The following is a 21,645-nucleotide window of genomic DNA, read 5'->3' as shown; positions in this document are numbered from 1 at the left end:
ATTTTAACCAATGCTTATTATTAACGATTTATTTATATTCTTTGTAAAATCAAACAAAGACCCCAAAAGTTTGTTCCAACAAATAATAGAATAGACAACAATAATAATACTGGGCTGTGTTAAATGATTCGTATAGGAAATATTTGACGATCTGAATGATAAAATGTATACATACAACTTTACAACATATTTAGTATTGACTAATCATCAATCTTTACTTATTTAGTTTTAAGCCTATTTCTTAATAGCGCCATATCATCACTCACTTTCTTATCCAAAATCTTCGCATAATGCTGAGTAGTCTTAATATTGGTATGTCCAAGCATTTTACTTACACTTTCAATAGGAACACCATTGGACAAGGTAACAGTTGTAGCGAAAGTATGCCTTGCAATATGGAAGGTTAAATCCTTATTGATTCCACAGACACTCGCAATTTCTTTGAGGTAAGAATTCATCTTCTGATTGCTCAGAACAGGAAACAGAACATCTGAATTGACACATTGCGGATGATTCTCATACTTTAAAACCAGTTCCTGAGCCAAAGGCAATAGCGGAACTCTGGTTGAGGTATTGGTCTTTTGACGATGGGTAAAAATCCATTGGTCGCCATCAACGCCGATATTGATGTTAGATTTTGACAGTTGTTTAACATCCACGTAGGCCAGGCCTGTATAGCAGCTGAATAGAAAAATATCCCGAACTTGGTTTAATCGGTCTGATGTAAATTCCTTTTCGTAGATCGTCTGAATTTCCTCTTTGGTAAGATATGGGCGTTCCACTGCCTTTATTTTTGCTTTATAGCCTAGAAAAGGGTCTTTTGTGATCCAGCCGTGCGCCATACACAGACGAATGATCTTTTTGAAATTTTTGAGGTATTTCACAGCCGTATTGTTTCCGCATTTTCTTACACTGCGCAGCCAGAAGTCATAATCGCTGACAAAACCGTGATCGATCTGCGTGATATCAATATCAGAGATTTTGTATTTCCAATTAATGAATTCTCGAGTATGCTTTAGAGATGTTTTATAACGCTCCAATGTTCCAGGGGCAAAATCCTGACCGACCAAAGCTTCCACTTTGTCATTATGCTCCTGGAATATCGGAATAAGCATTCTTTGCTCAATATCTGTTCCAAGCAGTTTAGATTTTAAACTCTCTGCAGTTACAAAGTTTTCTTCTTTCAGCATCAGGTAGTGGAAATCATAAACTTTCTGTTCCAAAGTTTTTAGATAGAGATTCAGTGTTTTGGCTTCTTGCGAATTACCCAATGCTTTGTGTGCTTTAACATCCCATTTCTTCGGATCGATATACCTTTTAGCAGCAATGTCTGCTGCCTTGCAGTCTATCGTAATTCGTAGGTAGATGGGAGCGGTTCCGTTGGTTCTGATCTTGTTCTTTTTGATAAAGAATAACAGGTTGAATGTTTTGTTCATTGTGTGATAACTTTAATGGGTTAATAATTTACTTTTTGTTACCACTTTTTGCAAGATGTACAATCATTAGACCGCCTATTGGTCGGGTTTTCCCTGATTTTTCGTGACCCATTTTTGTAATTTTTTGAATGGGACACGAAATAGGACATATAAATCGTGACCCATTTTGGTTTTTTTTGATACTGCGCTAAAACAAAAAACGCTGTAAACATTGATGTTTACAGCGTTTTAGCTTATTTTGGTTTCTAACCTGGCGGAGAGTGAGGGATTCGAACCCCCGGACCTGTTACAGTCAACAGTTTTCAAGACTGCCGCAATCGACCACTCTGCCAACTCTCCAGAAACTCCGATTATATCGTTGTTTTCAGTGGTGCAAATATAGAACGTTTTTCAATTCTGACAAAATATTTTCCTGACAAATTTTAACAAAAATTAATAATGAACTAAAAATCAGGTGAATTATTTCGGTTAAAAACTCTAATTATACCCTTTTAAAAATAATTTTTGTGCGAATTGTAAACAAAAAACGCATCCCGAAAGATGCGTTTTTATATTTAATTTCTTAAGATTAATGCAATTCTGCAAGATACTTCTCTGCATCCATGGCTGCCATACAACCGCTTCCCGCAGCTGTAATCGCCTGTCTGTAGATGTGATCCTGAACATCTCCTGCTGCAAAAACTCCCGGAAGATTTGTTCTTGAAGAACCTTTTTCCGTTACAATATATCCGTTTTCATCCAGATCAATCTGTCCCACGAAAATATCTGTATTCGGCTTGTGACCAATGGCAATGAAAATTCCGTGGACATCAATGGTAGATTTTTCCTGAGTCTGATTATTAATGACTACCGCTCTTTCCACAAGGTTATTTTCTCCTTCAATACCGATTAACTCGTGGTGGAACTTCACTTCAATATTGGGCGTATTATTCACTCTGTGAACCATTGCTTTAGAAGCTCTGAATTCATTTTTTCTGACCAACATGGTTACTTTGTTCACCAGCTTTGCAAGATAAGTTGCTTCTTCTGCTGCTGTATCTCCTGCTCCTACCACCACAACATCTTTTCCTCTATAGAAAAATCCGTCACACGTCGCACAGGCAGAAACTCCTCCTCCGTTGTATTTTTTTTCGTCATCAAGACCTAAATATTTTGCAGTAGCTCCGGTAGAAATAATTACTGTTTTTGCATAAATTTCTTTATTTCCTGCGTACAGCTTATGAACTCCTCCCACTTCTTTTGAAAATTCAACTTTAGTAATCATTTCATAATGTACTTTTGTTTCGAATCTTTCAGCCTGCTTCTGCAAATCCATCATCATTTCAGGACCTGTAATTCCGTTGGGATATCCCGGAAAGTTGTCGACTTCAGTAGTTGTAGTCAATTGTCCGCCCGGCTCCAGACCTGTGTACAGTTCAGGTTTTAAGTCTGCTCTTGCTGCATAAATTGCCGCTGTGAAACCAGAAGGTCCAGATCCAACGATCACACAATCTAAAATGTTTTGCTCCATATTCTGCTTTTCAAAAAAATTTAAAATTTCCGAGTGCTAATTTCGGAATTTTTACTGTTTATTTAAAGTTATTTTAATGATAGTTGTCAATATCTAATATGTTGAATTTCGATAGTAGTTTTTAAATGCCGATTATTAGTTGATGATACAATTGAGGTCAATCAGTCAGCAACAGTTATCAAAATCATACTTTCATTTTAATTTTATCGACATTTATAATTTTGTAAACCAATTCTTTAATCAGTTCTGCTTCGCTCATATTTACTGCGCCCAATCCTTTTCCTTTCATGTCGAATTCTCTTAAAATTGAAATGACTCTGGTTGCATGTTTTAATGGATACAATCTCGCCGATTCTGCATAATCTTTTATAAAATAAGGATTTACGCCCATTTGTGCAGCAATTGTCTGAGGTGGCTGACCCATCATCGTGTTATAAATAATGACATTGGAAAAGTAATTGTATAAACTTGCCAACATCATCACAAAAGGATTGTTTTTAGGGTTTTTGCCCATAAAATGTGCAATTTTAAATGCTGCGTTGGCATTTTTTGTTCCTAAAGCTTTCTGTAATTCAAAAACATTGTATTCTTTGCTGATTCCGATATGGTTTTCGATGATGGTTCCGTCTAAAATTTCACCTTCTTTCAGGATAATTTTCAGTTTATTCAGCTCATTGGCAATTCTTGAAAGGTCGTTTCCTAAATATTCTGCTAAAAGATGTGAGATATTGGGAGCTGTTTTTATTTTTAGTGCGGCACATTCGTCTGCAATCCATTTGGGAAGGTTGTTTTCGCGGATTGATTCGCTTAAAAATAATGCTTTCGCTTTTTCTAAAGATTTGGTGACTTTCTTCCTACTGTCTAATTTTTTATGTTTGTGTGCAAAAACCAGAACGGTGGACGGAACAGGATTCTGAACGTATATTTCCAGAGCATTGCTTTCGCTTTCGGCGAGTCTTAAATCCTGCGCTTCTTTTACAATGATAACCTGTTTGTCGCCCATCATGGGAAACTGTCTCGCCAAAGAAAGAACTTCCTGATAAGTGGTATCTTTCCCATAGACTACGGTTTGGTTGAATGCTTTTTCATCTTCCGTCAGAAAGTCGTGTTCGAGAGCTTTTACAGCAAGATCTATAAAGTAGGGTTCTTCTCCGTGAAAAAAATAAATCGGTAAAACTTCTTTATTTTTAATATTTTTGAGGATTAAATCTAATTCTTTCATCTTATAAATGGAACTTCCAAAACTGAATTTTCAGGAAACTTTTGATTTTAAATTCAAGAAAGACAAAGATAAGTTTTTTATTTATGATTTGGTTCGTAAAACTTACCTTTTGCTGACTCCTGAAGAGTGGGTACGGCAACACTGGATCCATTATTATCTTACGGTACAGTCCTACTCTGCTTCTGCATTAATTACGGAAAAAAAGATTGTTTTAAATGGTTTAACGAAGAGGGTTGATCTTTTAATTACTGAAAAAGCACAGCCTAAAATTTTAATTGAATGCAAAGCTCCGCAAATTAAATTAACCGAAAAGACTTTTGAGCAGACTGCAAGATATAATTCTGTGATCGGAGCGAAAGAGATTGTTCTGACGAATGGTTTGCAGCATATTCATGCGTATTATGAGAATGAGCAGTATCTGTTTTATAAGCCGGAGTGAGGTTGAGATTGAGGTTAAGGTTAAGATTGATTGAGGTTGAGGCTAAGTTTTAGGTTGATTGAGTTAAATTGATGATGAAAATTTAAATGATAAACTTTACAACTAATTCAGAATTAACCACAAAAGCGCTCAAAAGAATAAAAATCAAAAATTTTTAAAAACTATTGTGAGCTTTTTCATTTATAATAATCAACTTTAAATAAAAAATTTAGTAGATATTTTGCAGCTTTTGCGGTTAAATAAAAAGTTTAAACAGACTCTATATCTTATTTTTATTGATTTTGAGTTATTTTTAGTAATTTAAATTCCTGATTATTTTTCAATAATTTAGAAATGCATTGTTTGTTGTTTTATGAAAAACTTGTTTAAACTTTTTTACCGCAAAATATTGTAACACTTTAGTTGTTTAAGTTTAATAATTAAATGGAAAAAAGAGCACATAAGTTAAAAAAATCAAAGATTTTTTCTCTTTGCAGACTTTTGAAATACTTTAAGTAAATTCAATAAAGTCTTTTGTCTCTTTTGCTGTTAAATTTAAAATTAGTTTAAACAAACTTGAAAATATGGGGTTTGATTAAATGAAAAATCTTGAATTTTGAGAGAACAAAAGATGTTCATAATTTTTATTGATTAAATCTTAACAGGCAATGGCTGAATTTGGCAGAACTATTGATGGTATTGTTACAACATTGATTAACAGACAGATATTTAGCCCTGATTGAGCGGCATGTCTGAGCTCTTTTCTGAATTTCGGCGGTGGCTTCGCCACCGCCGAAATTCAGAAAAAGCGAGTAGCGAAAGCGGGAAACAGCTCCTAAAAAAAAATTAAATTACAAAATATGATACGTTCACTTTTATTGTCTTCATTTTTAATGACTTCGGTGACTTTTTTTGGTCAGAATCTGAAACCTGTGGCTTACCAGGACGGCGCGCAGAAACTTAACGGACTGGTTACTTCCAATGCGGGAAAGAAACTTCCGGGAGTTCTGATTCTTCCTGCGTGGAAAGGAATTGATGATGAAGCGAAAACAGCCGCTGCCGAACTTGAAAAACAAGGCTACGTTGCTTTTATTGCGGATATTTACGGTGAGGGAAATATTCCGACCAATATGGATACGGCTGCGAAAAATTCGGGATATTACAAGAAAAATTACGAAGCGTACCAGAAGAGAATTTCACTTGCACTGGAACAATTGAAAAAAAACGGGGCAATTCCTGAAAAAATTGCGGTAATCGGCTATTGTTTCGGAGGAACGGGAGCTTTGGAATCAGCGAGGGGAAATCTTCCTGTGGTGGGAGTTGTTTCTATCCACGGAAGCATCGGAAAAGATCAGGCGAGAAAAAACGGACCGATCTTGACAAAAATTCTGGTGGAAAATCCTGCCGATGACAGAGGGGTAAGTCCGGAAGATTACAATAATCTGGTGAAGGAAATGAATGATGGAAACGCAGACTGGCAGATTATTACGTATGCACACTCCAAACATACTTTTACTGATCCTAAATCGCCGGATTACAATGAAGTGATGGCGAAAAGAGCGTGGAACCACACGCTGATGTTTTTAAAAGAACTTCTGAAATAATTATAATCTTCATAAAAAAACGACCTCCAAAATTAGAGGTCGTTTTCTTTATAGTTCGCTTGTCGTGTTGCAGTCAGAACACCAGAAATATTCGGTTTCTTTGTCTTTAAGCTTTGTTTTTGTTTTGTTTCCACAGTTTTCGCAGATGTATTTCTCACTTTCGCTTTTCTTTGCTTCGTAATCACAATTGAAACAGCTCCAAACGGTTAGATGAGACTTTCCGTTGATAAACCATGTAAAGGAATTTTCTTTACATTTCGGACAAATTTGTAGTGCCATACTTTTATTCTTTATTCTTCCCTGTTTACAAGATCCATAGAAAAAGCCGGAAGACAGATGGCAACATATTCACATTCTTCTGAAAACGGATTGCTGTATCGCACTCTTGCTCCTTTTTCTATTAAAATACTTTGTCCTTTTTCTAAAACAACTGTTTCTCCGTCAATTTCAAATTGTTTTTTTCCTGAAATAATTAAGGTGAATTCATCAAATTCGGGAGTCTGATGCGGTTCGCTCCAGTTGGGCGGTGTAACCATGTGTGCAATGGAAATATTGGAATTTCCTGTTGAATTTCCCCAGTGTTCTTCGATGAGTTTTCCGTCTGTGGTAGGAACAACGAATGGGGATTGCTGAATTTTATATTTCTTCATATTATTTATTTTTTATTTTTTGAACACTAAGTAAACAAAGTTTTTTACTAGTGATCGCTTTTTAGTTTCACAAAGCCGTTTCACTTATAAAAACTCACGCAGATCAATAAGATCTGAATTGTTAAACCATAGGATGTTAAAACTTAATAGTTATAACCATCGCAAAGGCGCAAAATATTCATTAAATATTGTCTTATCTTAAGGCGCAAAGATTTTATCTGCGATAAAATTAAGTATCAATCCTGATTGAAAATCTTTGATTTTCTTGCGCCTTAAAGGTTTGAGATTGATAAAAATCTTGCGCCTTTGCGTTTTCCAATAAGACTATTTTTATTTTAAAAAATTTTAAACAAACTCCATATGTGAAATCTGCAAAAAAAATTAAACCCAATGATTTTCTTTTCTGATTTCATACACAAAGTTAGTTCTCGTCGGTTCTCCGAAATACGCGACTTCCTGCTCCGCAATTTTCTTTCCGCCTAATCTTTCCAAAGCAATCTGGGAACGGTAATTTTCTTTCCCGATATGAAAATGAACCACGTCTACAAACTGAAAAATATAATCGAGCATTAATTTCTTGATCTGTGGATTGATTCCTTTTCCCCAAGATTTTGTTCCGTAAAATGTGTAGCCGATAAAAATACTGTTCTCTGCTTCATCATAATCATAAAAACGGCTGCTTCCTAAAACGGCTCCTGTTTCTTTTTCAATAATTTTAAAGGCACCTTTGCTTTCTATTGCTCCTCTGAAAAAATTTTCGAAAACTTCTCTTTGGAAGCGGTCTTTATTAGGATGCTGTTCCCATACTTTAGGATCGGAAGCCACTTCGTATAAAGACTCAAAATCCCCTTGTTGTAAGGGGATTAACTGATATTTTTCATTTTCTAAAACAGTCTGAATAGAAAAGTTCATTTCTTAGCCTTTTGTTTTTGCTGCGTCTGACTCGATTTTTTTGATTTCCTTCAGCTTATCTGCAATTTTACTTACTGCTTCAGGACTTGACGGTTTTAAAGCAACTTCCGCCTGAGAAAGATCCCACTTTAACACAAGGTTGGCTGAGTTTTCGCCTGTCGGATTCAGAGTAATTTCGAACCATTCCTGCTTGTCTGCTAATTTATTAACCGGAACTGTAACATCTACAACGTCCTGTTTTGCATCATATGTATAAGCTCCCCACTGCTGGAAATCTTTGTTTAAGATTACTTTCCATTCTTTTTCTGTCGGAACGATGAATAATCCATAAGTTCCTGCCGGAACAATTTTTCCGCCGAAGTTTACAGATTGTCCGAAAGTAATTTTGGTGGATGAATTCGCTCCTGCTCTCCAAACCTGTCCGTAAGGAACCAGTTCTCCGAAGATTTTACGTCCTTTCACCCCCGGTCTTCCGTAATCGATCGTGATTTTAGACATTGAAAACTGCTGCTCTACTTTCTGGCGCGGACTTGCTACCGGTACAGAATAATCCTGAGCAAAACTGAAAACTGAAGCTGATATACAAATTGCAAATAGTAACTTTTTCACTTTTTTAAATTTTGCCTAAAATTACAAAATTGAATATAAAAACCATTTTCTGACATGATAAAATTTGTTAAAATGCCATTTTTAATTTCTTGTTTAAGTAAGCTTTTTTATTGTTTCAACCTGTTTTAAGTTTAACTACAAAAGATATTTTAGAAAGCTATTTTCAAAATAATCAAAAGTTTAGATAAGTTTCAATCGTTAATGAAAATTAATTCGGCATTGCTTTCCATTTATGCAGAACAGAAGTATACAGATACATAAAGACAAATCCGCAGCATAAAATTATATAACTGAGATTGAATTCTAATGTTTTAATAATTGTAGGACAGTTATAAGACATAATATTGATCTGGTCACAGCTTCTTTCCTGATGGATATTAATGATAAAAAAGATCAGCAAAACAAAAAGAGCAAAGCCATTCATCGAGATGTTAATGAGAATTGAGGCAATAATTTTTTTAAGACTTTTCATCATTACAATTGGAAGCAGTAAAATCACCAGTCCTATAAAAAAAACAAAATAGGAAACAAAAAATTCAATTTCACTTCTACCGCCTGAAGCTGAAAATAATACTGTTACCAGAACAACTGCCAAGAATAAAACGCCTGCACTAATCACGCTGAAAAGAAGAGATTTAAGCCCTGTTATTCTGAAGCTGAAAATAATGGTAGAGAGGAAAAATGCGATCCAGATGTAAATATGAATATTTTCTGAAAAGAAATCCGTAGATTTTATAATATCTACATTATTCAGAAGATTCTGAAGATTGTCTGAATAATAGTAGTAATCTGTCGTGTTATTCTTAAAATATTCCGCCGGAGAAAGCTGGTTATCAATATCCGGATTAAAGTCTCTGATCTGAACGGAATCATTCACCACTTCACCGTCAACAACAGCAACAGCAGAATCTGCAACAGTTTCGGTGTACACATAATTTCCGTCTTCGTCCGTTGGCGGATTATTTACATCATATTCTTCACCAGGAACCGGTTTATATTTTTTAATAAAATATCTGACGTTGAAATCATTGGGATAATAGATCATTTTCACCCAGCTTTTTGAATCAAGGTTATTGTTGATTCCGAATTTTTTTGAAATATCAAGAAAACTTTTCAGCAGCTTTTCAATTTCAGCAGGATTTTTTTTATTCAGCAGATCCGTTGTAAATCTGTTGATTTCGAATCTCTTCTTTTTATAAGAGTCTTTAACCATCTGATTATATCCATCATAAGGTTCTTCAACAGAATATTGCATCCTCAAATAATCTTTTCCTGAATCATCATCACTATAAAATACATCAGAAAAATTATAATACGTTAAATCCGTGGTATTGATGTAGGATGACATATCCACGACATCTTTTTTGAAATAGTAGGTTGCAGAACCTTTTTTATTTTCTTCATACGCCAGATTCTTTTTGGTTTCACCTGACGGGAAAAGGAAATCTCCGTATTTATCTTTTTTATAAACGGTTTTTGAATATAAGTTATAGAACTGATAAACCCTGTTATAGTACACAAAATATTTCTGATTCCGGTCTATTTTATTAATATCCGTTTCGCAATACAAATCGTAAAACTTTGGAAAAGTTCTGTTATCCAAAGTATAATGCTCAAGATCCTGAGAAAGAAAAGCATTGGCTTTATTAATAACGTTGATATTTTCAGTCATTTCCTGATCGGGATATTTGTTTTTAATAAACAATTTAAAACCCGTCATATAAGAAAAATAAAAAGTAGTACCTGCAAAAAGAATAATGAAGTACTGAACAAACTGCAGGAACAATTTTCCTTTTGAAGAAGGATAAAAGTTTTTGAATGCGTTATTTTTAAACATCATAATCAGCCATCCTACCATCATGAGAACCGAAATAATGAGGTGGATAAAAATCATTCCTTCGCGGAAATAGTCATCTTTTACATTCATTTTCTGTAAAGAGACCGGATCAGCGTGAGAAATATAGCCTACTATAAAAAAGAAAATATGAAGAACTGCACTCGCCAAAAGCATCCATACAATTCTGGTATTCCATACCGTTGGATATTTTTCGAGCAGAAATTGATTAATTTTATTTATTTTTTGCATTTTTTGTTGAATTTGAGAAAATTAGCTTACGAAAAACCTTCTGGTTGAAGAAGAAATATTACGGATGTACACCACATTCATTCTGGCATTTCCAAGCGCGGACATCACCGTATGAAACTCTGTATCTGCTGAAAAATGAGCAACATAAACCCCTCCGTTGAAATTCAGTTTTTCAAGAGGGAAACCTTCAAATGCTTTTAATAAATCTTCTCTGGAGTTTGTAGTATCAATTTCGATAATCAGTCCGTCATTTTCTTCATTTACCAGTTCGGAATTGTCTTTGTACTGCCCGTTTTTCAGGAAAATAACTTTGTCTGATATTTTCTCTACCTCGTAAAGCTGCTGTGAACTCAAAATCAACGCAATAGGATTATTAACCGAATTTGCAATAGATTTTAAATCTTCCAGAATAACCTGCTGTGCCAAAACATCCAGATTGGCAAGAGGTTCATCCAGTAATAAAATTTCCGGTTTTCTCAGCAGTGTTCTGGCTAATTCAAAACGCATTTTGTAGCCGGAAGAAAGTTCGCTCCACTTCAGATGTTTGTAATTCCAAAGTCCGAGACGGGCAATCATCATTAAAGTTCGTGTTTCATTTTCTTCAGGTTTCACACCGTAATTTGACAGTACAAATTTCAGGTTGTCCTTTAAACTTCCGTACCATTTTGCCGTTCTCTGCGGAATGTAAACCAGCTTTGTACGGAGATCGTATTCATTTTTTGGTTCTTCGTTGAAAGAATAATTCAGTTCTCCTTCGTTGTGGGAAATTTCTTTTGCCAGAATTCTGAGTAAAGTTGTTTTTCCGTTTCCGTTTTCGCCTACCAAGCCGTAAACCTGTCCTTTATTCATTTCCACAGAAACAGGACCCAGCGAAAAGCGGTTGCTTCCGTAGGATTTTAAAATATTTCTGGCTCTCAGTACAGATTTTTCCAGCGATTGTTCTTTTACCGGAATTTTTTCTATTTTCTGAAGAAGATTTTTTGATTTTTCGATGAGTTCCTCCGTGTACGAAGGAAACTGTTCTTTCCAGTCAGTTAATGCGACAGCTTCTTTGTAGATCTCCATATTCTGAGTATCCATTGCACAGTCCAGTAATTTTCTAAATCCTAAAACAGTGTCTTTATTGTCGAAAAAATGATAGACTTCGGCTACTCTTTGCTGATGTTTCGTCATTTGGTTTCAGAGTTATTAATTTTCAGGTTTTAAAGATATAAAATTTCTTTTCCCCACAATTCTTTTGACTCGAATAAAAACTAATTTATTTTCCTATCACCTTTACCATAGGAAATCTTTCATAAAAAGAAAAATTTACCGGCATTCCTTTAACTTTCTCTCTACAAGCCCATGCTTTTTCTCGCTCCAGCGATAGCAGTGTTGCCCCAGTATAATCATGTTGTTATCCACCACTTTATATTCCGCGGTTGTCACCACTGTACCGGCACAGCATTGATTCCTTTCGTAAATTCTTTTTTTAGCCTGATCAAATTCCAAAGAAATTCCGCTAAAGCCACTTTCAAAATACTGCTGGGATTTTTTATCATATAAGAAGTAAATGCTGGAAGTGTTGGGACCGGCATAACTGCTTTCAAAAACGGAAAAATCCATAATTCCATCAAAATTATAATCATTTACAGCAATACTATTCAATCCCCAAGGTTGGCATTCTACATTAAGAATCTGCAACACTTTATCAGTTTTTTTCTCAATAATCTTCACTGCGGAAACTTTCGGGTAATATTCATCTTTCTTTTTGGTAAGTACAATTTTAAAATAATTATTTCCCAGAGAAACAGGCTGCAGCAGTTCTCTTCCAGACCATTCGATATTTTCACCGACATCAAAAGCATATTGTTTGGTAAGGCTGACTTTGAGTTCGGTATTGCTTTTTGTATTTTTCCATGTTCCTTCGAGGTTATCTTTGGATTTAGAAAAATTATTGATCGTTAAAACAGCTGTCGTAATATCTTTTTTTGAATTTTCCTTTTCCTGAAATATAAGATGTCCATTGTTTATTTTGCCATTGTCCAGACTTATCGGTTCATCGAAATTAGTGTAAGAGTATGTAGCATCAGCCAATTTCCCATAAGGATAAATCACCATTTCAACAGGATAATTGCCGATAAAGCCGGTGTATACAGTTTGTGCTTTTATGGTGAAAATCAAAAAGAAAAATAGAATGGAAAAGATTTTTTTGTGCATTTTTAAATTTACAGGTTTTGTTCTAAATGTACAGAATTTTTATAATTCTGAAAGATACTCCGGAAAAAATTCCGGAAAGGGTTCCAGGTTACATTTAAAGGATTTTAGACGATGAAAGAAATGGATTTAAATTTTCCGAAGAGCAAAAGGAAAGTATTAGGAAAACAAGACATAGACCTTATGAATAAAGCTCTGAAATTGAGACTTTTATTTATAAAATAAGCTCTAAATATTATAATTATAGTGAATAGATATTTTTTTTCAAAATCTTAAAATTCTATTGATTCAAATCTTTCTCCAACTTTTCCAGATATTGCGACCATGCACCGGAACAGCCGCCAAAACATTCAAATTGCGGGCTCAAGCCTTCGTGCGTGAAAACAACTTTTGTTTTATCGGCTTCTTTGAAAATCTCAAAACAAATTTTTGTTCCGGTCCATTCGTCCATTTTGTTTACGAATTTGAGTTTGCTTTCGATCACTTCCCAAACAATTTTCTCGTAAGGACTTACTTCTATAAGTCGTTGAACGGTGTGATGAACTCCATTTCCGGCATCAAAAATAAATTCATCATTCAGATTTTCAGATTTTCCGGTAATGATTTCATGATGCAGACCAATCCACCAGTTTCGGGGATTAATTAAAGTACTGAAGATTTCTTCAGGGGATTTTGAAGTAGTGAAGCTGTAAGAGAAATTTTGTACTGACATCGTTTTGTGTTTTTATGAATTTTCAAAATCATATATTTTTCTCAAAGTAGTTTTATCTGCAATCACATTAAAAGCTATATCTCCATTAAATTCATGATAACCAAAAATATAGCTTTTTGATTTATCAATAGCTTTTTGATTTATCAATAACTTTAATTCCGTTAAATTTTTCTATTTTTTCAGGATTTTGCAATTCGGAAAAACCAAATATAGTGATAAAATCACTCAATTTTTCGGCTTTTATGGAGACTGATTTTGCAAAGGGATCTGAAAGATATTTCTTATTAAAATCCACATCAACAGATAAAGTCTGAGGAAAATGACCGCCAGTTTCAGTATAAAAGAATTTGAGCTTTCCACATTTTTTACATTTCCACAAATCGGCTCCGTTCATCGGATAAGAGCCTAAAAAAATTTCTGAATCATCTGAAGATTTAAATTCCAGATAGCTTAAATATCCAAATTTACCGTCGTAAATCTCAAAAATCTTTTCATAATCCATTAAAATATTGTGATTGCAGTCAATATCTTTAATCGGATAATCAGCAAAAAATTCATTAATATTTTCCAGAGTTAACATATATGCAATTTAATATTGATATTCCTAAACTTAGAAAGATTAATTACAATAAGTTTCCATATAGGTATTTTTCTCGCCCAGTTTTTTCATTCTTAAATAATCTTTACAGGCACCTTCAGTGTCGTGTAATTCTAATTCTAAAGACATTCTATTGGAAATTGCCTGTATATGTTTCGGATCCTTATTAATTACAATCGTAAAATCGTCAATAGCATCTTTGTATTTTTTCAATAAAGCTTTTGCCTGTCCTCTTATATTGTAACCTCTTATATCCTGTGGATTTAATACTACAGATTTGTCAGCATCTTCCATTGCTTCTATATTATTGCCAACATTTATGTTAACGATAGCTCTGTTGATATATCCATCCGCATTGTTTGGATCAAGTGTAAGCGCCTTGTCAAAATCACGTAATGCTTCTTCATATTTCTTTAAATCACCATTACAATATCCTCTGAATAAATAAGACTGCGCAAAATCGGCATTCATTTCTATACTTTTATTGAAATCATTCCATGCATTTTGGATATCTTTTGAATAATATTCTGCAACACCACGATTATAAAATACTTCAAAATCATTCGGATTCAACTTAATTGATGTTGAGTAATCGGCTATCGCTCCCTTATAGTCCTTGAGATTGGCTTTAGAAGCACCACGATGATGAAAAACTACACTGCTGTTCGGATTAATGCTTATTGCTTTATCATAATTCTTTATAGCTTCTGCATACTGTTTCTGCTTTACAAGATCTCTTCCTTTTTCCGCATAATAAGTAGCTGTTTTGCTTTGAGAAAATATAAAATGACAGAATGATGCAAGGAATATTATAAGGCTTTTTTTAATCATGGTTTACTTTATAGGACCGTGTTATGGTTTTTAAAAAATCTAATGTACGGAATTATTAAATTATTATTGATTTAATTTTGCTTCAAAAAATTCTGAAAAATCTCTATAAAAAAAGCGGAAGAAAAAATCTCCCGCTTTTACTTTATTTAATTCGAAAAACAATATGAAAAACAAAACCTCACAGGTTTTAAAAACCTGTGAGGTTTGATTTATGGTAAATCATTAAAATTTCCGAAAACTACATTGTCTCCATTTTGAAACTCATGCTTTCGATAACTTTCAGGATGGCTTCTACTGTATCCATGGATGTTAAACAAGGTACGCCGTTTTCTACGCTCATTCTTCTGATCTGGAAACCGTCTCTTTCCGACTGTTTTCCTTTCGTCATCGTGTTCACAACATACTGTACTTTTCCTTTCTGAATCAAGTCGATCAGGTTGACACTCTCCTCCCCGATTTTATATCCTATTTTGCATGGAATTCCTTTTTCTTCGAAGAATTTTGCCGTTCCTTCCGTTGCCCAGATTCTGAAACCAACTTCGTGGAATCTTGCTGCCAGATCAGCCGCTTCCTGCTTGTGTTTATCTGCAACGGTAAACAAAATCGAACCGTGCATCGGAACTTTTCTTCCTGCCGCAACCAATCCTTTGTATAATGCTTTTTCCAGAGTGGTGTCTTTCCCCATTACTTCTCCCGTAGACTTCATTTCAGGTCCTAAAGAGATATCTACTTTTGTTAATTTTGAGAAAGAGAACACCGGAACTTTTACGAAAACCCCTTCTTTGTTTGGAACCAGTCCGCTTTCGTAGCCTAAATCTTTCAGTTTCTGTCCTAAAATTGCTTTTGTAGCCAGATTTGCCATCGGAACATCGGTGATTTTAGACAAGAAAGGTACGGTTCTCGATGATCTTGGATTTACTTCGATCACATATACATTTCCTTCGAAAAGAACGTACTGGATGTTCATTAATCCGATCACATTTAATCCTTTCGCCAATCTTTTCGTGTAATCAACCAAAGTTTCGATCTCGCTTTGTGAAATATTCTGTGGAGGATACACTGCAATTGAGTCTCCGGAGTGAACTCCCGCTCTTTCGATGTGTTCCATAATTCCCGGAATGATTACTGTTTCTCCGTCGCAGATGGCATCGATTTCCACTTCTTTTCCCACCATGTATTTGTCGACCAAAACAGGATGTTCAGGGCTTGCTTCCACTGCATTTTCCATGTAGTGCGCCAGTTCTGTTTCCGTGTACACGATTTCCATCGCTCTTCCTCCTAAAACATAGCTCGGGCGAACCAACACCGGATAACCGATCTCGTTGGCAATTTTTATCGCTTCTTCTTTTGAAACCGAAGTTTTTCCTAAAGGCTGCGGAATCTGCATTTCCTGAAGCGCTTTTTCGAATTTATCTCTATTTTCCGCTCTGTCCAGATCTTCCAGGGAAGTTCCCAAAATCTCAACTCCGTGAGCGGCTAATTTATCTGCTAAATTGATAGCTGTCTGTCCTCCGAACTGTACCACAACGCCTTTTGGTTTTTCCAGCTCGATGATGTTCATTACATCTTCTTCCGTTAAAGGCTCGAAGTAAAGTTTATCTGAAATCGAGAAATCCGTGGAAACGGTTTCAGGATTATTGTTGATGATAATCGCTTCGTAGCCCATTTCTTTGATTGCCCAAACCGAGTGTACTGTTGCATAATCAAACTCAACTCCCTGCCCGATTCTGATCGGTCCTGAACCTAATACGATGATTTTTTCTTTATCCGAAACCACAGATTCGTTTTCTTCTTCGTAAGTTCCGTAGAAATAAGGGGTTTCAGATTCGAATTCCGCAGCGCAGGTGTCTACCATTTTGTACACCGGCATTACTCCGTTTTCTTTTCTGAAATTGAACACTTCACGCTCCGTCACGTTCCACAGAACTGCAATATTTATATCTGCAAAACCTAGTTTTTTAGCTTCCAGTAAAATTTCTTTGCTGAATTTATTTTCTGCGATTGTCTTTTCGAAATCAATCAGTTTTTTGATTTTCCAAATGAAGAATTTATCAATTTTGCTCCATTCTACGATCTGTTCCCAGTCGTACCCTCTTCTTAAAGCATCTCCGATGATAAATAATCTTTCGTCATCACAAACTCTGATTCTTCTTTCGATTTCTTCAGCCGTTAAAGCTGCTGCCTGTTTTGTTTTTAAACCGATATGTTTAATTCCTGTTTCCAGAGAACGGATAGCTTTCTGTAAAGATTCTTCGAAATTTCTTCCGATTGCCATTACTTCACCCGTAGCCTTCATCTGGGTTGATAATCTTCTGTCCGCTGTTTCGAATTTATCGAAAGGGAATCTTGGGAATTTTGTTACCACATAGTCTAAAGCCGGTTCGAAACAAGCATAAGTCTTTCCTGTTACCGGATTCATGATTTCATCCAGTGTTAAACCTACCGCGATTTTTGCAGCGATTTTTGCGATCGGATATCCTGTTGCTTTTGATGCTAAAGCGGATGATCTCGAAACTCTAGGGTTTACTTCGATGATATAATAATTGAATGAATGCGGATCTAAAGCCAACTGCACGTTACATCCTCCTTCAATTCCTAATGCTCTGATGATTTTCAGTGAAGCGTTTCTCAACAACTGATATTCTCTGTCTGAAAGTGTCTGAGAAGGCGCCACAACGATTGAATCTCCTGTGTGAACTCCAACCGGATCAATATTTTCCATGTTACAAACCACAATGGCGTTGTCGTTTGCATCACGCATTACTTCGTATTCTATTTCTTTGAAACCTGCGATTGATTTTTCAATCAGACACTGTGTTACGGGACTGTGTTTTAATCCCAGTTCAGCAATTTCTTTCAGTTCCGTTTCGTTGGAAGCGATACCTCCTCCTGTTCCACCCATTGTGAAAGCCGGACGAACAATGACAGGATACCCGATTCTGTCTGCAAAATTTAATGCTCCTTCCACCGTGTTTACAATATCAGATTCCGGAACGGGTTCGTTTAATTCTCTCATCAGTTCACGGAAAAGATCTCTGTCTTCCGCTCTGTTGATGGCTGAAAGTTTTGTTCCCAACACCTCAACTTTGCATTCTTCCAAAATTCCTGATTTTTCCAGTTCTACCGCCATATTCAGTCCGGTTTGTCCTCCAAGCGTTGGTAAAAGTGCATCGGGACGTTCTTTTCTGATGATATGACTTACAAACTGAAGTGAAATCGGCTCGATGTAGACTTTGTCTGCGATTTCAACATCCGTCATAATGGTTGCAGGGTTTGAGTTAATCAAAATTACCTTGTAGCCTTCTTCTTTTAAAGACAGGCAAGCCTGCGTTCCTGCGTAATCAAATTCCGCCGCCTGACCGATAATGATGGGACCTGAACCGATTACTAAAATTGTTTTTATGTCGTTTCTTTTCATTTTACTTTTTAAATTTTATTTTACCAAATTGCTTTTTACGATTGTATTTCTAATTTCTTGTTCAAAATAATAAGCAATATCAAAATTATCTGTTGCCTGATTTTCCAATACTGTAACCGAAATTTTCTTCTTTGGATAATATAGGTTAACAGCTGTAAATCCTGCTGGCGGAGAAAATCCCGTATGTCCGATTTCAAAAACATCCGCTTTGTCGTTAATTCTTAATCCGTAGCCATAACCTATTTCTTTCTCACTGAAAAGTGTATGAATATCAGTAATAGAATAATGAATCATTTTCTGATAGCTTTCGTCTTTCAGAATTTTACCATTGTGAAGGAGATTGTTCCATTTTGCCAGATCTCCGGCTGTAACAATCAAATGACTTCCAGGATAAAGTTCTGCTGAATATGGAAATTCTTTGACCAGATTTGTCCCATCTTTTGTAATCGCATAACTATTAACAAGACTTTTCTGATTTATAGTATTAGGATAAAAGCTACTTTTCATTCCACATCTTCCGAAAAGTTCTGTAACAAGTTGTTCATAAGATTTTCCGGTTGCACTTTCCAGAATTTTGCCCAGCATAGCATAACCAATATTCGAATACTTGAACTGAGTTCCCGGCTCAAAAAGTAATTCTTCTTTTAATTGCCAGGCATCAATCCCTGAAGAATTGTTCAATAGATGATGAACGGTTACCTTGTTTGCCCAATCATATTTTAAATCCTTCAGATAAATATTGATTGGCTGATTAAGACTGATGGTTCCTTTTTCTACTTCCAGCATTACCAAAGTCGCTGTAATCTGCTTTGCAATAGACATTGATGAAAATCTATCGTCAGGACTAAGCTTAGTCTGATTTTTAGCATTTGAAAACCCGTAAGCTTTTTCGTAAATATTTTTTCCTTCTTTTGAAATCACAACCACTCCATTGAATGTTCTTGGATTTTTGGTTTGAACCAAACTGTCAATCTTTTGAAACAATTGTTTTTGCTCAACAACTTTTGTTGTATTACAGCTTAGTAAAATACTTGTAGCGAAGGTTAGAAAAAGGGACTTCAAAATAATTTTACTTTTTAAAGTTTTCCATTAATTCAATAAACTCATCAAATAAGTAGTTTGCATCTTCCGGACCCGGGCTTGCTTCAGGATGATACTGAACGGAGAAACAAGGGTGAATTTTGTGTTTCAGACCTTCGTTTGTTCTGTCGTTCAGGGCGATGTGTGTTTCTATTAAGTCGGTATCTTTCAAACTTTCCTGATCTACGGCGTAACCGTGGTTTTGGGAAGTGATCGCCACTTTGTTTTTCTCTACATCTAAAACCGGATGGTTTCCACCTCTGTGTCCGAATTTCAACTTGAACGTTTTTGCGCCACAAGCCAAACCAATTAACTGGTGTCCTAAACAGATTCCGAAGATCGGAACTTTTCCTAAAATTCCTCTGATCATTTCTAAAGCCTGTTGGTTATCTTCAGGATCACCGGGACCGTTGGATAACATTACTCCGTCAGGATTCATCAGTAAGATTTCTTCTGCGGTTACATCCTGAGAAACGACTGTGATATCGCAGTTTCTTTGAGATAATTCTCTGATAATTCCTAATTTGGAACCAAAATCTACAAGCACCACTTTAAGTCCTCTTCCCGGATTTGCATAAGGTGTTTTTGTGGAAACCTGCTCAACCTGATTGGTTGGGAAGTTGGTTGATTTTAATTCTGAAACCACTGTGCTTTCATCGGCATCAGCGTTTACGATTTTTCCTTTCACCACTCCGTGGTTACGAAGAATTCTTGTCAGCCTTCTGGTATCGATTCCTGAAATTCCGGAAAGGTTTTTCTTTTTAAATAGTTCATCTAAAGTAATCTGAGTACGGAAATTGGATGGCAGATCACAAAGCTCTTTTACGATAAGTCCTTTAATCGCCGGTTCAATACTCTCATAGTCATCTCTATTAATTCCATAGTTTCCGATAAGCGGATAGGTCATACAAACAATCTGACCGCAGTAAGACGGATCAGAGATCAATTCCTGATACCCTGTCATTCCGGTATTGAAAACCACCTCTCCTGCAGTTTCCAATTCTGCTCCGAAACCTTCTCCGTGAAACACTTCACCGGACTCCAGTATTAATTTTTTCTTCATTTTCTTTATTTAGATTTTCTTTTTTATTAACAGGTCGCCTCTACGAGGCTTTGATAATCTTTATCTTTTTGTTTCCAAGGTTTTACCCATGGCTATTAACAGATCGCCCTTTCAGGGCTTTGGTTATCATCTTTTTATCTTTTCCATGGGTTTGACCCACGGCTATTGTGGTTTGACCCTTTCGGGTCGGCTTACTACTTGATTCTTTTTACTGTTACTTTGGCTCTTTTACCTTGGTTCTTATTTAAAAGTATATCCTTGGTTTTCCAAGGCTTCTTTTAAGATTGCCATTCTTGCGAAAACACCGTTCTGCATTTGTTTGAAAACTCTTGAGCGTTCGCATTCTACCAAATCATCATCAATTTCCACTCCTCTGTTGATGGGTGCAGGATGCATAATGATGGCTTCTTTTTTCATGGCCTTTTCTCTTTCTTTGGTTAAGCCATATTTTTTGTGGTATTCTGAAGCAGAGAAACTCATTTTAGCATCGTGCCTTTCGTGCTGGATTCTTAGTAACATCAGAACATCTACGTCATGGATCATTTCATCAATATTCAGATAGGTTCCGTTGATTAAGGCTCCTTCATCAAACCACTGTTCAGGTCCTGAGAAATATACTTTTGCGCCTAGTCTTCTTAAAGCTTCAGCGTTGGAGTTTGCCACTCTGCTGTGTTTTACGTCTCCAACGATTCCTACTTTTAATCCTTCAAATTTTCCAAACTCCTGATAGATCGTCATTAAATCAAGCATACATTGTGAAGGATGATTTCCGGTTCCGTCACCTCCGTTAATTACAGGGATTTTTATGTTTTTCAGTTCTTCGAAATATCTGTCTTTCTTATCTCTTATTACAACAAGGTTTACCCCCAGACTTTCGATCGTTTTTATTGTATCGTAAAGACTTTCTCCTTTGTTTACGGAACTGTGGGAAGCATCGAAAGGAATAACCTGTAGTCCAAGTTTTCTTTCAGCAATATCAAAACTTGTTTTTGTTCTTGTACTGTCTTCGAAGAAAAGATTGGAACAAAAAACTTCTCCATCAATTTTGGCAGTTTTTCCGTTCGCAAAAGCCAGAGCTTCTGTTACTATACTGTTAATTCTTTCGTTGCTTAGTTCTGTGATCGTAAACATATTGTCTTTAAATTTTTTACAAAAAAAAGCGAAGAAAATATCTTCGCTTAAAATAAATAAATATCGTAAAGGGCGTCTACGCCCGGTAATTCTAATGATATAAATACTGTGTTATTCATTAGGTGCAAAGATATAACAATTCTGTAAACTGACAAAATGAAAATTAAAT

Annotated in this window: 19 protein-coding genes and 1 tRNA gene; 2 read left to right on the top strand and 18 right to left on the bottom strand. The window is 35.6% G+C overall.

All coding sequences use genetic code 11. The features are described from left to right. Positions 1–218: 218 nt before the first annotated feature. From KKI44_RS00635 to holA, 4 genes are all read right to left on the bottom strand, one after another. Positions 219–1,436, bottom strand: a complete 1,218-nt coding sequence (locus KKI44_RS00635; protein WP_214589374.1) for a site-specific integrase — start codon at positions 1,434–1,436, stop codon at positions 219–221. 251 nt (positions 1,437–1,687) lie between these two features. Further along, positions 1,688–1,775, bottom strand: a tRNA-Ser gene (locus tag KKI44_RS00630). A 229-nt stretch (positions 1,776–2,004) separates the two neighbouring features. Beyond that, on the bottom strand, positions 2,005–2,946 hold the full coding sequence (gene trxB, locus KKI44_RS00625; RefSeq protein ID WP_214589373.1) for a thioredoxin-disulfide reductase: 942 nt from the start codon (positions 2,944–2,946) through the stop codon (positions 2,005–2,007). 184 nt (positions 2,947–3,130) lie between these two features. Continuing rightward, on the bottom strand, positions 3,131–4,168 hold the full coding sequence (holA, locus tag KKI44_RS00620) for a DNA polymerase III subunit delta (protein WP_214589372.1): 1,038 nt from the start codon (positions 4,166–4,168) through the stop codon (positions 3,131–3,133). A gap of 7 nt (positions 4,169–4,175) precedes the next feature. On the opposite strand from holA, the gene KKI44_RS00615 reads away from it, so the two are divergent. After that, positions 4,176–4,607, top strand: coding sequence for a type I restriction enzyme HsdR N-terminal domain-containing protein (locus KKI44_RS00615; RefSeq protein ID WP_214589371.1), 432 nt, complete (start codon positions 4,176–4,178; stop codon positions 4,605–4,607). An 839-nt stretch (positions 4,608–5,446) separates the two neighbouring features. Next, a complete protein-coding gene (locus KKI44_RS00610) occupies positions 5,447–6,190 on the top strand; it encodes a dienelactone hydrolase family protein (protein WP_214589370.1) in 744 nt (247 codons plus the stop codon). Positions 6,191–6,238: 48 nt separating this feature from the next. Here KKI44_RS00610 and KKI44_RS00605 read toward each other — a convergent pair whose 3' ends face one another. The 14 genes from KKI44_RS00605 to KKI44_RS00540 all read right to left on the bottom strand — a co-directional run bounded on the left by KKI44_RS00605 (position 6,239) and on the right by KKI44_RS00540 (position 21,476). After that, positions 6,239–6,469, bottom strand: a complete 231-nt coding sequence (locus KKI44_RS00605) for a hypothetical protein (protein ID WP_214589369.1) — start codon at positions 6,467–6,469, stop codon at positions 6,239–6,241. Positions 6,470–6,480: 11 nt separating this feature from the next. Next, positions 6,481–6,840 (bottom strand): cupin domain-containing protein, encoded by a 360-nt coding sequence (locus KKI44_RS00600; RefSeq protein WP_214589368.1) that lies wholly within the window; start codon positions 6,838–6,840, stop codon positions 6,481–6,483. Positions 6,841–7,221: 381 nt separating this feature from the next. Further along, on the bottom strand, positions 7,222–7,752 hold the full coding sequence (locus tag KKI44_RS00595) for a GNAT family N-acetyltransferase (protein ID WP_214589367.1): 531 nt from the start codon (positions 7,750–7,752) through the stop codon (positions 7,222–7,224). Between the two features lie 3 nt (positions 7,753–7,755). Beyond that, positions 7,756–8,361, bottom strand: a complete 606-nt coding sequence (locus tag KKI44_RS00590) for a DUF2911 domain-containing protein (RefSeq protein ID WP_214589366.1) — start codon at positions 8,359–8,361, stop codon at positions 7,756–7,758. Between the two features lie 208 nt (positions 8,362–8,569). Next, positions 8,570–10,447, bottom strand: coding sequence for a hypothetical protein (locus KKI44_RS00585; RefSeq protein ID WP_214589365.1), 1,878 nt, complete (start codon positions 10,445–10,447; stop codon positions 8,570–8,572). Positions 10,448–10,468: 21 nt separating this feature from the next. Next, positions 10,469–11,620: an ATP-binding cassette domain-containing protein gene (locus tag KKI44_RS00580; protein ID WP_214589364.1), complete on the bottom strand. Its 1,152-nt coding sequence runs from the start codon at positions 11,618–11,620 to the stop codon at positions 10,469–10,471. Between the two features lie 135 nt (positions 11,621–11,755). Next, complete coding sequence (locus KKI44_RS00575) at positions 11,756–12,646, bottom strand: XAC2610-related protein (protein ID WP_214589363.1); 891 nt, start codon at positions 12,644–12,646, stop codon at positions 11,756–11,758. A 277-nt stretch (positions 12,647–12,923) separates the two neighbouring features. After that, positions 12,924–13,355: an SRPBCC family protein gene (locus tag KKI44_RS00570; protein WP_214589362.1), complete on the bottom strand. Its 432-nt coding sequence runs from the start codon at positions 13,353–13,355 to the stop codon at positions 12,924–12,926. 124 nt (positions 13,356–13,479) lie between these two features. Continuing rightward, the gene (locus KKI44_RS00565; protein WP_214589361.1) at positions 13,480–13,935 is read right to left on the bottom strand and encodes a hypothetical protein; all 456 of its coding nucleotides are present in this window, start codon (positions 13,933–13,935) and stop codon (positions 13,480–13,482) included. Between the two features lie 39 nt (positions 13,936–13,974). Then, complete coding sequence (locus tag KKI44_RS00560; RefSeq protein ID WP_214589360.1) at positions 13,975–14,784, bottom strand: tetratricopeptide repeat protein; 810 nt, start codon at positions 14,782–14,784, stop codon at positions 13,975–13,977. Between the two features lie 238 nt (positions 14,785–15,022). Next, on the bottom strand, positions 15,023–18,202 hold the full coding sequence (gene carB, locus KKI44_RS00555; protein WP_214589359.1) for a carbamoyl-phosphate synthase large subunit: 3,180 nt from the start codon (positions 18,200–18,202) through the stop codon (positions 15,023–15,025). Between the two features lie 15 nt (positions 18,203–18,217). After that, a complete protein-coding gene (locus tag KKI44_RS00550; protein WP_214589358.1) occupies positions 18,218–19,264 on the bottom strand; it encodes a serine hydrolase domain-containing protein in 1,047 nt (348 codons plus the stop codon). 7 nt (positions 19,265–19,271) lie between these two features. Continuing rightward, complete coding sequence (locus KKI44_RS00545) at positions 19,272–20,345, bottom strand: carbamoyl phosphate synthase small subunit (RefSeq protein ID WP_214589357.1); 1,074 nt, start codon at positions 20,343–20,345, stop codon at positions 19,272–19,274. Between the two features lie 240 nt (positions 20,346–20,585). Further along, positions 20,586–21,476: an aspartate carbamoyltransferase catalytic subunit gene (locus tag KKI44_RS00540; RefSeq protein WP_214589356.1), complete on the bottom strand. Its 891-nt coding sequence runs from the start codon at positions 21,474–21,476 to the stop codon at positions 20,586–20,588. Positions 21,477–21,645 lie beyond the last annotated feature (169 nt).

Origin of the sequence: Chryseobacterium sp. ZHDP1 (assembly GCF_018603435.1) — a bacterium.
In the GTDB taxonomy this organism is placed as follows: domain Bacteria; phylum Bacteroidota; class Bacteroidia; order Flavobacteriales; family Weeksellaceae; genus Chryseobacterium; species Chryseobacterium indicum.
The sequence above is the reverse complement of the archived record's forward strand: the minus strand, read 5'-3'. Positions and strand labels throughout refer to the sequence as shown.